The sequence below is a fragment of the Roseobacter insulae genome, from assembly GCF_019375555.1.
Classification (GTDB): domain Bacteria; phylum Pseudomonadota; class Alphaproteobacteria; order Rhodobacterales; family Rhodobacteraceae; genus Roseobacter; species Roseobacter insulae.
This window is the reverse complement of record NZ_JAHXDN010000007.1, coordinates 58,808-73,931: the sequence shown is the minus strand read 5'-3', so window position 1 is coordinate 73,931 and position 15,124 is coordinate 58,808. Positions and strand designations below refer to the sequence as shown.

Genomic DNA, 15,124 nt, shown 5'->3' with positions numbered 1-15,124 from the left:
GCCTCGGGCATGCCGCCGGTTGGCCCGGTGTCAAAGAAATTGGAATTCCCCCTTTTGCGGCGCGTCAAAATCCTTACCTTACCGGTATGAATTATCTGCTCGCCATTCTGCTGCCGCCGCTGTCGATCCTTCTCACCGGGCGGCCCGTCATTGCGATCCTGGTCTTTCTGATCTGGATCCCCGCGCTGATCTTCTCGGGCGGATTGACCCACCCGATGTTCATCCTGCTTGCGTGGTTCCTGATCTTTCATGCGCGCGAGGACCGGCGGATCCGCAAGGACTTGTCTTGATGCACAAGACCCCCTAGGACAGCGCCAGCAAAACAAGGACGCTGACATGGGTTTCAAAATGGGTATCGTGGGTCTGCCGAACGTGGGCAAATCCACCCTTTTCAACGCGCTGACCCGGACAGCGGCGGCACAGGCGGCGAATTTCCCATTCTGCACGATCGAACCGAACGTGGGCGAGGTCGCGGTGCCCGATGACCGGCTCGACAAGCTGGCAGCGATTGCCGGCTCCAAGCAGATCATCCCGACACGCATGACCTTCGTGGACATCGCGGGCCTTGTGAAAGGTGCCTCGAAAGGGGAAGGGCTTGGCAACCAGTTTCTCGCCAACATCCGCGAGGTGGACGCGATTGCACATGTGTTGCGATGTTTTGAGGATGGCGACGTGACCCATGTCGAGGGCCGCGTCGATCCGGTCGCCGACGCCGAGACGATTGAAACGGAGCTGATGCTGGCGGATATCGAAAGTATCGAGAAACGACTGCAGAATATCGTGCGCAAGGTGCGCGGCGGCGACAAGGAAGCGGTGCAGCAGGAACGGCTGATGCGCGCCGCGCTGGACGCATTGGAACAGGGCAAACCCGCACGTGTCGTCGAGGTTGACGCCGAAGATGCGCGTGCGTGGAAGCTGTTGCAGCTTTTGACGACAAAGCCGGTGCTCTACGTCTGCAATGTCGGCGAGACGGAGGCCGCATCCGGCAATGCCCATGCGCAGAAGGTTGCCGAGATGGCGGCAGAGCAGGGGAATGCCCATGTGATCATCTCGGCCCAGATCGAAGAGGAAATCAGCCAGCTTGACCCCGGGGAAGCGGCAATGTTTCTGGAGGAAATGGGCTTGTCGGAACCGGGCCTCGATCGTCTCATCAAGGCAGGCTACGCATTGCTTCACCTCGAAACCTACTTCACCGTCGGGCCCAAGGAAGCCCGCGCCTGGACCATTCGCGAAGGCACCACCGCGCCCAGGGCCGCGGGTGTGATCCACGGGGATTTCGAAAAGGGGTTCATCCGCGCGGAAACCATTTCATACGATGACTTTGTGACCCTCGGCGGTGAGAACGCCGCGAAAGAAGCTGGCAAGATGCGCGCCGAGGGGAAATCCTATACCGTCAGGGACGGTGACGTCCTGCACTTCCTCTTCAACACATAAGTCACGCGTCGGTTATGGTGCTGTCACGCAGCGCTCAGGACTGCCCTATCGCGGATGCGCGGGCGCGCCGCGTTCTGCCCCCGGCACACCAGGTGCCATGATACAACCCCGGCGCGGGATGGCCGCCGCGCTCCCCTTGCGAACCATCAGTGTCTGTCACCTGTGAGCGCGCAGAGGTCCACCGGGTCTTTGCCAACCGGCGCGGTGATGCGCGGCCCGGTCACCCCATGGTATTCTCCGCGATCCACGGGCGCACCAGCTGCGAAATCGGCCACCCTGGGTCGGTGCGTCCACTTTGGCCGCGCAGCAGTTCAAAGCCCCGCAGGCTCTCACGCGCGTTGCTCGATGTCGGAGCCGTCGTCTGCCCGGTCAGCCGGCCGGGTCACGACAAAACCGGCCACCAGCTTGGCGAGCGTGCTGGCCTCGTTGGTCAGTGACTGGCTTGCCGCGGTCGTTTCCTCAAACATCGCGGCGTTTTGTTGTGTCGAGCGATCCAGTTGCTCCACGGCGGTGTTGATCTCGGCAATGCCGCCTGATTGCTCGCTGGCGGACACGGCAATTTCCGACACGTTTTGCGAGACATTGGTGACGCCCTGCAGGATCGTTTCCAAGGCTTCACTGGTGCGGTCGATCAGCGACACGCCCTTTTCAACATGGTCGGTGGATTCGGAAATCAACGTGTTGATCTGCGTGGCGGCCTCTGAACAGCGGTGCGCCAGTATGCGCACTTCGGAGGCGACCACGGCGAAGCCACGTCCGGCATCTCCGGCCCGCGCGGCTTCGACGCCAGCGTTCAGGGCCAGCAGGTTGGTCTGGAACGCAATGGAGTCGATGACCTCGACGATCTTGGCAATTTTTGTCGAGGAATCCTCAATCTCGCCCATCGCCGCGACCGCCTGGTGCATGACCTCGCGGCTGGTTTCAGTATCCTTCTTGACGGTGTCGACCGTTGCGGAGGCCTCTGTTGCGCCACGTGCCGCCGACGTGACGCTGCTGGTCAGTTCGCTGAGCGCTGCGGCGGTTTCCTCCAATGTCGCGGCGGCGTTTTCCGTGCGGCGCGACAGATCGAGCGAAGAGGCCGCTATTTCCGAACTGCTCGCATCGATCATGCCGGAGCTTTCGCCGATCCGCCGGATCAGGTCTGCCAGAGTCTCCAGTGCGGCGTTATAGTCCTGACGGAGCGCCTCGTAGGTCCCGGGGAATTCGGTTTCAATGCGGTGGCTGAGATCGCCGGTGGACAGGCGCCGCAGGCTTTGCGCCAGCGCATCGACAACCGCGGCCTGCTCGTCGGCGCGTGCCTTGCGTTCCGCATCCGCGGCTGCGCGCAGTTCCTCGTTGCGCGCCTGTTCCTCGGCTTCGCGCGCCCGTTCGGCCCGTGCCCGCTCCTCTTCCGCTTCGCGCTGGCGTATCTCTTCGGCGCGTTTTTCCTGCTCGGCGGCGCGCTCTTTCTCCAGCATTTCTGCCTGACGCGCCTTGTCATCTTCCTGCAGCTGTATACGCTCCAGCGCGCCGTCGCGAAAGACCGTCAGGGCGCGGGCCATCCGGCCGATCTCGCCCTTTTGGCCACCGATACCGGTAATCTCCGACAGATCGCCCTGCGCCAGCCTCTCGGTCACCGCCGTCACCCGGTTCAACGGGCGGGTCACGGTGCCCCAGATCAGCAAAGGGGCCAGCAGGACCAGCGCGACGCTGGCCCATCCGACCTGTTGCATGCGCATCCGCGCCAGCGCGACTTCGGCGTTCAGACTGTCCGCCGTGCCATCGATCTCATCCTGCGCCCGTGCGGCAAAAGCGCCGATTTCGGCGCTGATTTCCTGAACGGCGACCGTGGCGCTGCGGGCTGCGGCCGCGGCCGCGTCATTGGCAATGAATGCCGCGGCCCGCGTGGCCGCGATGCCGGTTTCCGGATCAGCGATTGTCAGAATTTCTGACAGCTTCGCGGTCACCTCCTCGGTGGCGCCGGCCAGCGCATCGCGCAGCTTCGCGGCCTTGACGAGAAGGTCATCCTGCAGCATTGACAGCTCTCCCTGATCCCGGGCGAGGGCGGTCTGCATGGCCGATGCAAAGAAGGTCTTGGTGGCGGAATCCAGCGCTGCCTGCCTGCGGATGCGCAAGACCTGGTCATCCATCAGCCCGCGAATGGACTCTTCGTTCGCCACCTTCGCGTCGTCACTGTTGATGACGAGCTGGAAGTATATGTCGTCCAGCGCGGACGACAGGGCGGCATCGATCTCCTGCCGCACGGAAAGTATTTCTTCCGGACGCAGACGGCTGCCCTCCAGCGCAAAAATCTGCTGGTACCCGGGTTGCGCGGCGGTAACAAGCGCGGCCAGATCTGCCGTTGCCTCTGCGCCGGACACGATGGGCAGCAGGGCATCGAGGCGGTCCTGCGCCGCACTTGCCAGATCACCCAGAATAGACAGCATTGCGGGATCGCGTGTCTGCCAGACACTCAGCGCAAGACCGGAGATCAGGTTGACTTCGGCGCGCAGTTCCAGCGTCGCCTGGTAGAGGGCAAAGTCGGTTTCGATCAGCTGCGTCAGTGTTTCATCGATGCTGTCGATTGTGCCGTCCCCGCCAAGCACGAGATCGAAGTAAGCGTCATCCGAAGCCTGGTCCAGCAGCGCGCTGGCCTGGGTGGCCAGCCGTTGCGCGTTCTCCACCTCATTTGCCACCTGGTCGGCACTTCGGAACGCGTCCAGCCGGGCGGTGTTGAGGGCTGCCAGCGCCGCCTCGACCTTGGAAATGAGCGGCGTCAGGTCTTGCGCGCGCGCCTCGCCCAGCGCCTCCGTCGACTGCGTCATATCGGCGATGGTCATCCGTGTTTTTCCGCTGAGCGCGTCGAGCGCTGCGGCATCGTCAGCCACCAGGATACTGCTCAGAACGCTGCGGATACGTTCCGAGGTCGCGACCACCCGGGCACTGTTGCGAAGTTCGGGAAGGCGCTGGTCCGACAAAACACTCATATCCGTCGCGATGGACTGGAAAACGACCCAGCCAATCACAATCGCTGCTGCCGTCATCGCCGCCAATGCGCCGAAAATCACAGCGAGCCGCATCAGGACTGACCCAAAGAGATTTGAAACAACTGAGCCCATGCCGGTGCCCTTCCTATTCATTCTGTGCCGTGAGCTCCGCGGTGTCGCCATCGCGGAAATTCAATCCCGGCCACCGGGCCGGGATTGAGGTGTCCTGTCAGCTGCCGGGGCGCATGGCCTCGAAGGATCCATCGGCGGTGATGCGCGTCAGGAACACATCGTCAGAGCCCTGGTTGTCGCCCGGCCCGAAGCTCAGCGTCATGCCACCCATATCCACTGTGCCAAGGGTGTTCATCGCCGCCATGAAGGTCTTGCGCGTGAGGTTCGGACCTGCCTTGCGCAGCCCTTCGATGGTCAGCCGGCCGGCAATATAGCCCTCCAGAGACACAAAGCCCGGCTCGGCACCCGGCTCCAGAGCCGTCAGCGCCGCCTGATATTCCGCAACGATTGGCAGGCTGCTATCCCAGGGCTGCGGCACCACCTGGCTGACGATGACACCATCGCCATCCGCCCCCAGTTCCGCCGCCAGCGCCTTGGAGCCGACAAAGGAAATCGTGACAAAGGTCGGATCCATCTTCATCTTGCGCGACAGCTTCACGAACTCCGCCAGCGGTTTATAGGCACCCACCATGACAATGGCCTGCGGCTTGGCCTTGCGGATGTCCAATAGCGCGGATTTCACCGCCACCGTGTTGCGGGTATAGCTGCCCTGGGCCACCAGCGACATGCCGCGCGCCTCCAGCGCTTTCTCGACGCCGGACAGGCCAACGCGGCCAAAACCGTCATCCTGGTAGAGAATGGCGATTTCGGTCAGCCCCAGATCGTCCACCAGATAGTCGATCCACGCCTGGGTTTCCGCGTCATAGGTTGCACGCAGGTTGACCACATTCTTCAGCGCCGGATCGCGCAGGAAACCGGCGCCCGTGAACGGGGCGATCATCGGCATGCCCGCCTCGGTTGCAATGGGTTGTGTGGCCTTGGTTGTCGGCGTACCTACCGGACCGACCAGCGCGAGGTAGTTGTCGCCATCAATCGCGGCGCGCACCTCCGTCACCGACCGGTCAGGCTCATAGCCATCGTCCATGCTGGTCAGGCTGATCATGCGGCCGTTGATGCCGCCCGCGCGATTGGCCTCTTCAAAGGCAGCCATGAGACCCTGGCGCATGCCGGTCCCCAGGGCGGAGGCCGGACCCTCCAGCGCGGCGACCTGCGCCAGTTGAATGCTGTCGCTGGTCACGCCCTGCTCGGCGGCCAGCGGCGCAGCCGTCAGGGTCATCGCGGCAAGGGCTGCAATGCGGGTAAGTTGAAACATATCGGGATTCCTGAAGTCTGTTGACACTCTGCGACAATAAGACGCCGAGAACTCAACAACCGCTTAACGCGGGCAGGGTCGCTTGCCTGAACACGACGTTGAAACCTGTCAAATTTAACCTAAAGTCGGGATTTCGGCGCAGGCGCCTCTGTGCAGATTTTGAGTTATCCGATTGAAAATAAATTGTTTTTTTGAAATCATCCCGCAACCCTGCGGCAGATTTCCGACATCGCGTGCGCGGCAAGGGGATCGGAAAAAATTTACAGGCTTCGGTCGAAGCGTCCGCCGGCGGGGCGTGAAACGGCAGTCAGTTGTCGCCCTGGGTCAGACGGTCTGCTTTCTTGCGCACAAGCACTGACCGCAGATCATGCATGGCCAGCAACAGGTCGTCCGTCACGTCTTCCAGCTGGGTGTCCGTCGCGCGGGATTGTGCCCATTGCGTCGTCAGGTTCATGTGGTCGATCGCGCGGTGGATGTCATCCATGTCGCGCGCGGCCAGCAGGTCCCTGCGCTGCGCCATCCAGCGGCGGATCACCTCCAGATCCTCCTCTGACAGCTGCCGGTCGCCCTGGGGTTTGATGTCGCCGTTGCGGATGTTCAGCACCGCGATCTGGTCCATTTCGATGCGCCGCTGCCGGTTCTCGGTGTCCACACGGAACACCGCCGCGCCGTTCTCGCGCACCCGGAAGTAATACTCGGGCAGGTCTGCCGCCATCCCAACGCCCCTCGCTCAGGTCAACCCCGCACAGAATGTCTGGATACGGGTACAGGCCTCTTTCAGGGCCTCATCCGAGGTAGCGTAGCTGACCCGGAAGTTCGGCGAAAGCCCGAAGGCCGCCCCGAAAACCACGGCCACGCCGGTTTCCTCCAGCAGGGCCGTGGCAAAGGCTTCATCATCCTCGATCAGCGTGCCGCCTGTCGATGTCTTGCCGATGCAGCCCGCGATCGACGGGTAGACGTAGAAGGCCCCGTCGGGCACCGGGCAGCGAACGCCCTCTGCCGCGTTCAGCATCTCCACCACCAGATCGCGGCGGCGGCTGAACATCTCGTTGTTGGGCGCGATGAAGTCCTGCGTGCCATTGAGCGCCTCGACAGCGGCCCACTGGCTGACACTGCAGGGGTTGGATGTGCTTTGCGACTGTACCTTGCGCATTGCCTTGATCAGCTCTTCCGGTCCCGCCGCGTAGCCGATGCGCCAGCCGGTCATCGCATAGGCCTTGCTGACGCCGTTCACCGTCAGCGTCCGGTCATAGAGCCCGGGCTCCACCTGCGCGGGCGTGCAGAATGTGAAATCATCATAAACCAGATGCTCATACATATCGTCGGTCATGACCCACACATGGGGGTGCCGCATCAGCACGTCGGTCAGCTGTTTCAGCTCATCCCGGGTGTAGCCCGCGCCGGTCGGATTCGACGGCGAATTGAAGATCAGCCACTTGGTTTTGTCGGTAATCGCCGCTTCCAGCTGGTCGGCTGTCAGCTTGAACCCGGTCTGCAAAGACGCTTCGGCCACAACCGGCGTACCACCGGCCAGCAGCACCATGTCGGGATAGCTCACCCAGTAAGGCGCGGGGATCACCACTTCGTCGCCCTCGTTCAGTGTCGCCATCAGGGCGTTGTAAAGGATTTGTTTACCACCTGTGCCCACACTGACCTGCGACGGGGTGTAACGCAGCCCGTTGTCCCGTTCGAACTTATCGCAAATAGCCTGTTTCAGCTCTGGAATTCCGTCCACGGCAGTGTATTTAGTCTTACCGGAGGCAATGGCTGCAACCGCGGCATCCTTGATGTTCTGCGGGGTGTCGAAATCCGGCTCACCGGCGCCGAGACCAATCACGTCGCGTCCCGCGGCCTTCAGTTCGGCCGCCTTTGTCGTCACGGCGATGGTGGGGGACGGTTTGACGCGGGCAAGTGTCGTAGACAGGAATTCCATTCTGGCCTCTGTTTGATAGGACTAAGGCCGACTCATAGGGGGCAGTTCGCCACCATTCAAGCGCGATCATCGCAAAGGAGATCACCGCATGCACGACATCAATAACTGGTACGGCCCGGAGACAGCAACTTTCGGCGACCGCGTTGCCGCCGCGCGCGAAATGGCGGATATGACCCAGCCCGAACTGGCGCGGCGCCTCGGCGTGCGCGTGGCCACCCTCAGGGCGTGGGAAGACGATCTGAGCGAGCCGCGCGCCAACCGTCTGTCGATCATGGCCGGGTTGTTGAACGTGTCGATGATGTGGCTGATCAACGGGCAGGGCGAAGGCCTCGATGCGCCGATGGAAGAGGCCAGCCTGCCTGCCTCGGCAACCGACATCCTGAACGAGCTGCGCGACCTGCGCACCGACATGATCGCCCGGGTCGAACAACTCGGCCGGCTGGAGAAGAAGTTGCGCACCGCCCTGAAAGACGAAAACCATGAACGAGCCGCGTGACCATCGCATCAAGCGATTGAAAATGCGGTCGATGCGGCGCGGGATCAAGGAAATGGACCTGATCCTGCAACGTTTCGCCGAGGCCAATCTCGACGCGATGGATGACGCCGGGCTGGACCTCTACGACGCCATGCTGAGCGAGAATGATCACGATCTCTACCAGTGGGTGAGCGGTCAAACAGAGGTGCCCGACGTCTACGTCGACCTGATGGGCCGGATCATCGCGCAGTTGCCCGAAGCGCATGCCTGACCGGGCACCGTGCGCATTGTTTCGGTACTTTTAACGAATTATTGGCTTTTCCCGCGCAAATTCTGACCAAATTAGAATGAGTCGGAGCGCGTAGATGAGCATACAAGATCAAATCCCCACAAACCTGCCGCAGGCCAGCCGGACGCAGGCATTCATGACGAACTACCTCGAAGCGCTGTCGCTGGTGGAACGTTTGCACCGGTTGCTTCTCGACGTGATCAAGGACGAGTTCGAGCGGGTCGGGGTCCTGGAGATCAATGCCGTGCAGGCGCTCTTGCTCTTCAACATCGGCGACAACGAGGTCACCGCGGGCGAGTTGAAAAGCCGCGGCTACTATCAGGGCAGCAATGTCAGCTACAATCTCAAGAAACTGGTGGATATGGGCTACATGCACCACCAGCGCTGCGAGATTGACCGCCGCTCGGTGCGGGTGAAGCTGACCGACAAGGGGCAGAAAATCCGCGCGGTCGTGTCGGAGTTGTTCTCGCGTCACGCGGACGGTCTGGAAGACAAGGGTGTACTGGGTCCGGACGGGATCGATGACATCACCCGATCTCTCAAACGGATGGAGCGGTACTGGTCCGACCAGATCCGCTACATCTACTGAAGCACACTGATCGCCAGACCGTCGAGCTCTCTTTTCAGCTTGGCGGTCATGGCCTCTGCATAGGCCTCGAAACCGATGGCCGTTTGCACGAAGGCATCGGGCCCGGTAATGACTTCGGCCCGAAAATAGGACGACAACTCCCCGATTTCAGATTGCCTGCGGTCCCCGATGTCGGGGGCATCCGACCCGATGACAAGGCCGTTGATCGTGATCCCCTTCCTGGCAATGCTTTCCTTTACATCGCGGGGCCGTGGGCCGAGGTTCGATTGCCCGTCCCCCGATATGTCGAGTGTCCGTTTCCAGCAGCCTTGCTGCTGATCGAGATAGCGCGCCCCGAGGCTCATGGCGACACCCAGCGCCGTGCCGGGCGTGGCATTGCGCCGCTGCGTCCCCGCAAGCGTGGCGCTGATATCGTCCAGAACCTGCGGGCCGGTCACCGCGGTCCACGGGATCAGGATCATCTGGTCGGCAGGCCCGCTCCATTCATAGACCATCAGGGTCACGGGCGCGGTGGGCGTGGCCAGCAGGGCGTTCACCACATCGGGGTGATTGAGCGCCGTGACAAGCCCATCGAGTTGCAGACGGTATTCGCGCAGATCGACCGAGCCGGAGACATCCAGCGCCAGCGCCAGCGCCTGCCGGCAGGCGGCATCCGCGGGCTGAGCGAGAACACTCCAGACGGTCATGCTGATCAACGCGGCCCGCATCACATCACCCTTTCGGGGGCCGGGAAGTCTCCTGGCCCAGCCCGATCACCGGCGGCGTCAGCTCCCGCTCCAGTTTGCGCCGCATCGCCCGCTCGTAATCCTCGAACCCCTGCGCGATTTCGATAAAAGCGCCGGGGCCATGCAGCACCTGGCTTTTGTAAAAGGCGATCAGGCCGGTTTCCGCCTCGTAATCCGCACCGTTGATGACCAACCCGTTGACGGTGACGCCGGCAAACGGAAATTCGGCATATGCGGCGAGCGGTCCAAACCCTTCGTTGTTCTGGCCGTCCCCTGCCATGTCGAGGGTTTTGTACAGGCAGGGCGGGCCGTTTTTCAGCATCCCCGCGCCATACCCCAGCGCGTAGCCCATGGCCGTCGGGAAATCATTGTGGCTGCGGCGGCTGGCGGCAAGGGTTTCTGCGGCCAGAAGCAAGGCCTCGGGTCCGTCGATCAGGGTCCAGTCCAGCAGCACCTCCTGATTGTACCGGCCCGACCATTCGAATACTGCCAGCGCCACCGGCTGCTCGACGGCAAAAAACGCCGCGCGGACCTCGGGCGCCGTCAGGGCAGCCACCAGGCCGCCCCGTTGCAACCTGTCCTCCGCCGCATCGACCGAGCTTGACACATCCAGCGCCAGCAACAGGGCGAGCCGACAGTCCGCCGCCTCTGCGGCGCCCGCACACAGCGTGAGCCCGAGGATGCCTGCGCGGATCACCAATGCAGGATCACCAGTGGCCCGTGTTTGCCATGCTGGCCCAGGGTTCTGCCGGTGCCAGGTTGTCGCCCTCCTGCAGCAGCTCGATGGAGATATTGTCTGGCGAGCGGACGAAGGCCATATGCCCGTCGCGCGGCGGGCGGTTGATGGTCACGCCGTTGTCCATCAGGTGTTGGCAGACCTCGTAGATGTTCCCGACCCGGTAGGCCAGATGTCCGAAATGGCGGCTGTCGCTCGGCAACCCGTCGTCCCCGTCCCAATTGTAGGTCAGCTCCACCGGGCATTCCTCCTGCCCGGGCGGTGCGAGGAACACCAGTGTGAACCGGCCCCCCTCGCTGTCCATCCGCCGGGTCTCTTCCAGGCCCAGCAGCTTGTAAAACGCGATCGACGCATCAAGGTCTTTCACCCGGACCATCGTGTGCAGGTATTTCAGGCTCATCTCGACCCTCCAGTTTTCCGTGTTTCGTTACCGCTAAATCTAACATGCTCCGCCCCAGATGCCAGCACGATCAGACACTTGTGATGCGGCGTCGGAACATTTCCGCAATACAGTATATAGCTGTTCCGCCAACACGCGCTGCCAGATATAGTCTAAGCCGACTCACACCCGAAAAGGACCACGCCCATGCCGCTGAGCGCTGAACAACAGGCCGAAATCGACGAACAACGCAGCACCCCGACGCCGACCCTGCGCAGCGTCGCCCCCGGCATGGAACAGCACCTCTACAAGGCAGCGCCCGTGCTCGACCACGGCTTTGTCCGCGTCATCGACTATATGGGCGATGATGCCGCCATCTGTCAGGCCGCCCGCGTCTCTTACGGCCGCGGTACCAAATCCGTGCAGAACGATGAAGGGCTGATCCGCTACCTCATGCGCCACTGGCACTCCACCCCCTTCGAGATGTGCGAGATCAAGCTGCACGTGAAACTGCCCGTCTTCGTCGCCCGCCAGTGGATCAGGCACCGCACCGCCAACGTCAACGAATACTCCGCCCGCTACTCCATTCTGGACCGCGAATTCTACATCCCCGCGCCCGAACACATCAACGCGCAATCCGTGGTCAACAACCAGGGCCGCGGCGGCGTGCTGGAAGGCGGTGAGGCCGCCCGCGTGCTCGACATCCTGAAAGCCGACAGCAGCCGCTGCTATGACAATTACGAGGCGATGATCAGCCAGGACGGTCAGGACGGTCTGGCGCGCGAGCTTGCCCGCATGAACCTGCCCGCCAATGTCTACACCCAATGGTACTGGAAGGTGGATTTGCACAACCTTTTCCACTTCCTGCGCCTGCGCGCCGATGCCCACGCCCAATATGAAATCCGCGTCTATGCCGAGGCCATCTGCGCCATGGTCGCCGACTGGGTGCCCGCCGCCTACGGCGCCTTCGAGGACTACCGCCTGGGCGGGGCGACGATGTCCGGCCGCGCGCTGGAGTGCATCAAGAAGATGCTCGCCGGAGAGGAGGTCACGCAGGAGACCTCCGGGATGAGTAAAGGCGAATGGCGGGAGTTTCAGGGCATTTTGAACGACCCCGCGTAAGCGTTTCAAGTGAAAAACGGCCACGCCGGGGGGCGTGGCCCGACACCATGGAGTAAGCAATTGGGGCAGAAGCGAGCCAAAATACATCACTTTCTTCCCATGGCGCTTCAAAAGTACTTTCTGAATGAGGCGGGTCAGATTTGGTATTCTGAACGCCAGCCGAATGGAGTTTTCAGCGCTCCAGAGTTACGAAATACATCCTCCACTTTTAAGGAACGCGACTACTATACCGTCTTTGAAGATGGCAAGCTTTCAGACCGGATTGAGAGAGAGTTCTACGCTGTAATCGATGATTTCCTAGGTAAGTTTCTGGAAGAAATCCACTCTACCCTTGATAAAAAGAAGATGCCTCTGGTGAGCGGTGATGCTTTGGGCAGCATACAGAAAGTTGCCTATCATCTTCTTGTTAGAACGCCCGAGTTCGCGAAGAAGTATGACGACTACGAAATTGGGAAAGAACTGCTGGAAGGGACTCTTGCGGATGCCAAATCCGCCAAACTATCAGCTGCGGAAATCGCAACCGTTGAAGCGGAGTTAAATGATGAAGGACATGTCCGAAAAGTGGGCAGGACCATTCGGGTAAAAGGGCAAGCCTCTCCAACTAAAAAAGTCATGCAAGCGTTGAAGCTCTTGGATTTGCGCTTCGCCGAAAGCTACGGAAAACACTCCTTCATTCTTCCCAGCATGGGAGCCTACAGGATCGGAAACGGAGGCCCGAGTGGCTTGTCTAACCCAAACATGGAGATTTGGATCCCAATTTCACCAAAGCGGGCGCTGGTCCTTCTGCAAGATCCTTACAAAAAAATTCCAATTATCGCGCCTGAACCACGAGATCATCTCCGAAAAGTGAATCTATTTGGTGTGGCCAACTCGACCCAGATTGCATCTCATTCGGAGAGGCTTCTGAGGTCTTTGATCCACTAGCAGAAAGCTAGATGGTAGCAAGTTAAACATGCCCACGCAAAGCGTGGGCAGCGCCCGAACCGCCCCCACGGGGCGGGCGCTTTGCTCAATCCCGCCCCTCGGTTCGGGCGCCGCGTAGCACAAACCGCATCGCTGGTTTCAAAAGCGCCTGTGCCGGGGCTCCGCCCATCGCCACCGTGACCTCTTCAAATAAAAGTAATCCCAAGGAATGCCGGGCTGCCGCCCAGCCTACTCTCCTTTATCTGCGCCTGCGGCGCTCCGGTTGCCCCTGCAACGCACCCTCCACCGTATCAACGGAACCAATCGTCACGCCACACAGTTGCGGGACGCGGGTCTTGAGCCGCCGCCCAATCAGGCTAAGCTCGCACAATGACCGACCCGCGCACCGCCCTGAACGATCGTCTGAAATCCCTTGATGCCGAAGATGCCGCTGGCCTCGATGGCCAGAAAACCGTCACACTCGATCAGCAGGCAGTAGGGCGGCTGTCGCGCATGGATGCCCTGCAGAACCAGGCCATGGCGCAGGCGCAGGCGCGGCGACGGCAGGTGGAGCGGCAGAAGATTGCCGCGGCCCTCGTACGGCTGGACGCGGGCGACTACGGTTATTGCACCGATTGTGGGGAGGAGATCGCGCCGGCACGGCTCGCCGCTGACCCCGCCATCGCCCGCTGCCTTGAGTGCACGCGCGGCGGATGATGCCGCAAGGTTTCAGTAACAAAGTCCGCCGCGCGCGGGATTGGGCCGCCTTCTGCCGCACGTCCGGTGCACGTCCGGTGCACGGGCGGTGCACAGGCTGTGCACGCCTATCACCGGCCGGATCTGCCGGTCTTTCCCGACTTCTTCGGCCCGTCATGGGCCGGTACGGATTCTGCCGCCGCCCCGTTGCGCGTACGCTTCGTAAAGGGTTTGACAGTTACAAAGCCAACCGCACACTGCGCGCATGTTTGACCTTGCCAATCCACCTGCCGACTTTGTTGAAAACCCGTTTCCCCACTATGATGACTTGGTGCGCAAAGCGCCGGTCTGCCCGCAGCCGGACGGGTCATATCTGTTGGCGCGTCATGCGGACCTAAGTGCGATCTACCGGGACGTAAGCCTCTATAAATCAGACAAGAAAGCGGCCTTTGCGCCGAAGTTCGGGGCGGGGTCTCCGCTTTTTGAGCATCACACCACCAGCCTCGTTTTCAACGATCCGCCGCTGCACACGCGGGTGCGGCGGATCATGACCTCGGCACTGACACCGAAGGCGCTGAAGCGGATGGAACCGGGGCTGGTGGCAACCGTGGATGAGCTGTTGGCAGGGATGTCGCGGGCACCGGACCTCATTGAGGATTTCGCCGCGACCATTCCCATTCAGGTCATCGGCAACCTGCTTGATGTCCCGATGGCGGAGCGTGGCCCGCTGCGGGACTGGTCGCTGGCCATACTGGGCGCGCTGGAACCCACGCTGACCGATACGCAACTGGCCCGCGGGCATCAGGCCGTAACGGAATTCAGACAATACTTACAGGGCCTTATTGCGCAACGTCGGCGGTGTCCCGGTGACCCTGAAACCGATGTCCTGACCCGTCTGATCCAGGGGGACGACCGGGGGAACCTGTCGGAAACCGAGCTTATTCATAACTGTATCTTCATCCTGAACGCGGGGCATGAGACGACGACCAACCTGATCGGAAACGGGCTTGCGCTGCTGCACGATCACCCGGATCAGAAGGCGCTTTTGCGGGGAGACGCTGCGCTCATCGACAGCGCGGTTGAGGAGGTCCTGCGCTTTCGCTCTCCCAACCAGTTTGGCAACCGTGAAACGGCCCGGGACACGGTGCTGGGCGGGTACCGTATCCCCGCGGGGACAAACCTGCATCTGTGCATCGGGGCCGCGAACCGTGATCCGGACGTGTTTGACCATCCGACAGTGTTTGATATCACCCGCCACCCAAACCGACATCTTGCATTTGCCGGCGGTCCACATGTCTGTGTCGGCCTGACGCTTGCCCGTATGGAGGGGCGGATTGCGCTGCAACGCTTTCTTGCCCGGTATCCAAACTACGACATCACAGATCGGCAACTGGGAGGGCGTATCCGCTTCAGGGGATACGCCGCGCTCACCGCCCGGCTGACCTCATAAAGTTCCTTGTGGGCGACGAATTTTATCCACAGGGCGTCATGAA

16 protein-coding genes are annotated in these 15,124 nt (G+C 61.6%); 9 read left to right on the top strand and 7 right to left on the bottom strand.

Translation table 11 applies throughout. From position 1 onward, the window contains the following. Positions 1–86 precede the first annotated feature (86 nt). Together KX928_RS21185 and ychF are read left to right on the top strand one after the other, a co-directional pair. Entirely contained in the window at positions 87–290 is a 204-nt protein-coding gene (locus KX928_RS21185; RefSeq protein ID WP_219506711.1) for a hypothetical protein, read from the top strand. A 46-nt stretch (positions 291–336) separates the two neighbouring features. Then, entirely contained in the window at positions 337–1,434 is a 1,098-nt protein-coding gene (gene ychF / locus KX928_RS21180; RefSeq protein ID WP_219506710.1) for a redox-regulated ATPase YchF, read from the top strand. A gap of 329 nt (positions 1,435–1,763) precedes the next feature. Here ychF and KX928_RS21175 read toward each other — a convergent pair whose 3' ends face one another. The 4 genes from KX928_RS21175 to KX928_RS21160 all read right to left on the bottom strand — a co-directional run bounded on the left by KX928_RS21175 (position 1,764) and on the right by KX928_RS21160 (position 7,717). Then, the gene (locus KX928_RS21175) at positions 1,764–4,532 is read right to left on the bottom strand and encodes a methyl-accepting chemotaxis protein (RefSeq protein WP_219506708.1); all 2,769 of its coding nucleotides are present in this window, start codon (positions 4,530–4,532) and stop codon (positions 1,764–1,766) included. A gap of 97 nt (positions 4,533–4,629) precedes the next feature. Next, on the bottom strand, positions 4,630–5,784 hold the full coding sequence (locus tag KX928_RS21170) for an ABC transporter substrate-binding protein (RefSeq protein WP_219506707.1): 1,155 nt from the start codon (positions 5,782–5,784) through the stop codon (positions 4,630–4,632). Between the two features lie 307 nt (positions 5,785–6,091). Further along, positions 6,092–6,499 carry a hypothetical protein gene (locus KX928_RS21165; RefSeq protein WP_219506706.1) on the bottom strand — a complete coding sequence of 136 codons (408 nt, stop codon included), beginning with the start codon at positions 6,497–6,499 and terminating at the stop codon, positions 6,092–6,094. Positions 6,500–6,514: 15 nt separating this feature from the next. Beyond that, entirely contained in the window at positions 6,515–7,717 is a 1,203-nt protein-coding gene (locus KX928_RS21160; protein ID WP_219506705.1) for a pyridoxal phosphate-dependent aminotransferase, read from the bottom strand. An 88-nt stretch (positions 7,718–7,805) separates the two neighbouring features. Here KX928_RS21160 and KX928_RS21155 point away from each other — a divergent pair, with 88 nt between their 5' ends. The 3 genes from KX928_RS21155 (at position 7,806) to KX928_RS21145 (ending at position 9,070) form a co-directional block, all read left to right on the top strand. Further along, the gene (locus KX928_RS21155) at positions 7,806–8,213 is read left to right on the top strand and encodes a helix-turn-helix domain-containing protein (protein WP_219506704.1); all 408 of its coding nucleotides are present in this window, start codon (positions 7,806–7,808) and stop codon (positions 8,211–8,213) included. After that, positions 8,197–8,463, top strand: coding sequence for a succinate dehydrogenase assembly factor 2 (locus tag KX928_RS21150; protein WP_219506703.1), 267 nt, complete (start codon positions 8,197–8,199; stop codon positions 8,461–8,463). Before KX928_RS21155 ends, KX928_RS21150 begins: the two co-directional genes overlap by 17 nt. A gap of 94 nt (positions 8,464–8,557) precedes the next feature. Then, positions 8,558–9,070, top strand: coding sequence for a MarR family winged helix-turn-helix transcriptional regulator (locus tag KX928_RS21145; RefSeq protein ID WP_219506701.1), 513 nt, complete (start codon positions 8,558–8,560; stop codon positions 9,068–9,070). Here the strand turns inward: KX928_RS21145 and KX928_RS21140 are convergent. From KX928_RS21140 to KX928_RS21130, 3 genes are read right to left on the bottom strand one after another with little or no spacing between them, the layout of a single operon-like run. After that, positions 9,064–9,777 (bottom strand): DUF1194 domain-containing protein, encoded by a 714-nt coding sequence (locus KX928_RS21140; protein ID WP_219506699.1) that lies wholly within the window; start codon positions 9,775–9,777, stop codon positions 9,064–9,066. The genes KX928_RS21145 and KX928_RS21140 overlap by 7 nt on opposite strands. Positions 9,778–9,781: 4 nt before the next feature. Further along, positions 9,782–10,492: a DUF1194 domain-containing protein gene (locus KX928_RS21135; RefSeq protein WP_308342422.1), complete on the bottom strand. Its 711-nt coding sequence runs from the start codon at positions 10,490–10,492 to the stop codon at positions 9,782–9,784. A 10-nt stretch (positions 10,493–10,502) separates the two neighbouring features. After that, on the bottom strand, positions 10,503–10,931 hold the full coding sequence (locus KX928_RS21130) for a VOC family protein (RefSeq protein ID WP_219506697.1): 429 nt from the start codon (positions 10,929–10,931) through the stop codon (positions 10,503–10,505). A gap of 186 nt (positions 10,932–11,117) precedes the next feature. Here KX928_RS21130 and thyX point away from each other — a divergent pair, with 186 nt between their 5' ends. From thyX to KX928_RS21110, 4 genes are all read left to right on the top strand, one after another. Then, positions 11,118–12,032: an FAD-dependent thymidylate synthase gene (gene thyX, locus KX928_RS21125; protein WP_219506695.1), complete on the top strand. Its 915-nt coding sequence runs from the start codon at positions 11,118–11,120 to the stop codon at positions 12,030–12,032. A 9-nt stretch (positions 12,033–12,041) separates the two neighbouring features. Continuing rightward, the gene (locus tag KX928_RS21120) at positions 12,042–12,956 is read left to right on the top strand and encodes a DUF4238 domain-containing protein (protein WP_219506693.1); all 915 of its coding nucleotides are present in this window, start codon (positions 12,042–12,044) and stop codon (positions 12,954–12,956) included. Between the two features lie 369 nt (positions 12,957–13,325). Continuing rightward, complete coding sequence (locus KX928_RS21115) at positions 13,326–13,652, top strand: TraR/DksA family transcriptional regulator (protein WP_219506691.1); 327 nt, start codon at positions 13,326–13,328, stop codon at positions 13,650–13,652. 244 nt (positions 13,653–13,896) lie between these two features. Then, positions 13,897–15,081 (top strand): cytochrome P450, encoded by a 1,185-nt coding sequence (locus KX928_RS21110; RefSeq protein WP_219506689.1) that lies wholly within the window; start codon positions 13,897–13,899, stop codon positions 15,079–15,081. Positions 15,082–15,124 lie beyond the last annotated feature (43 nt).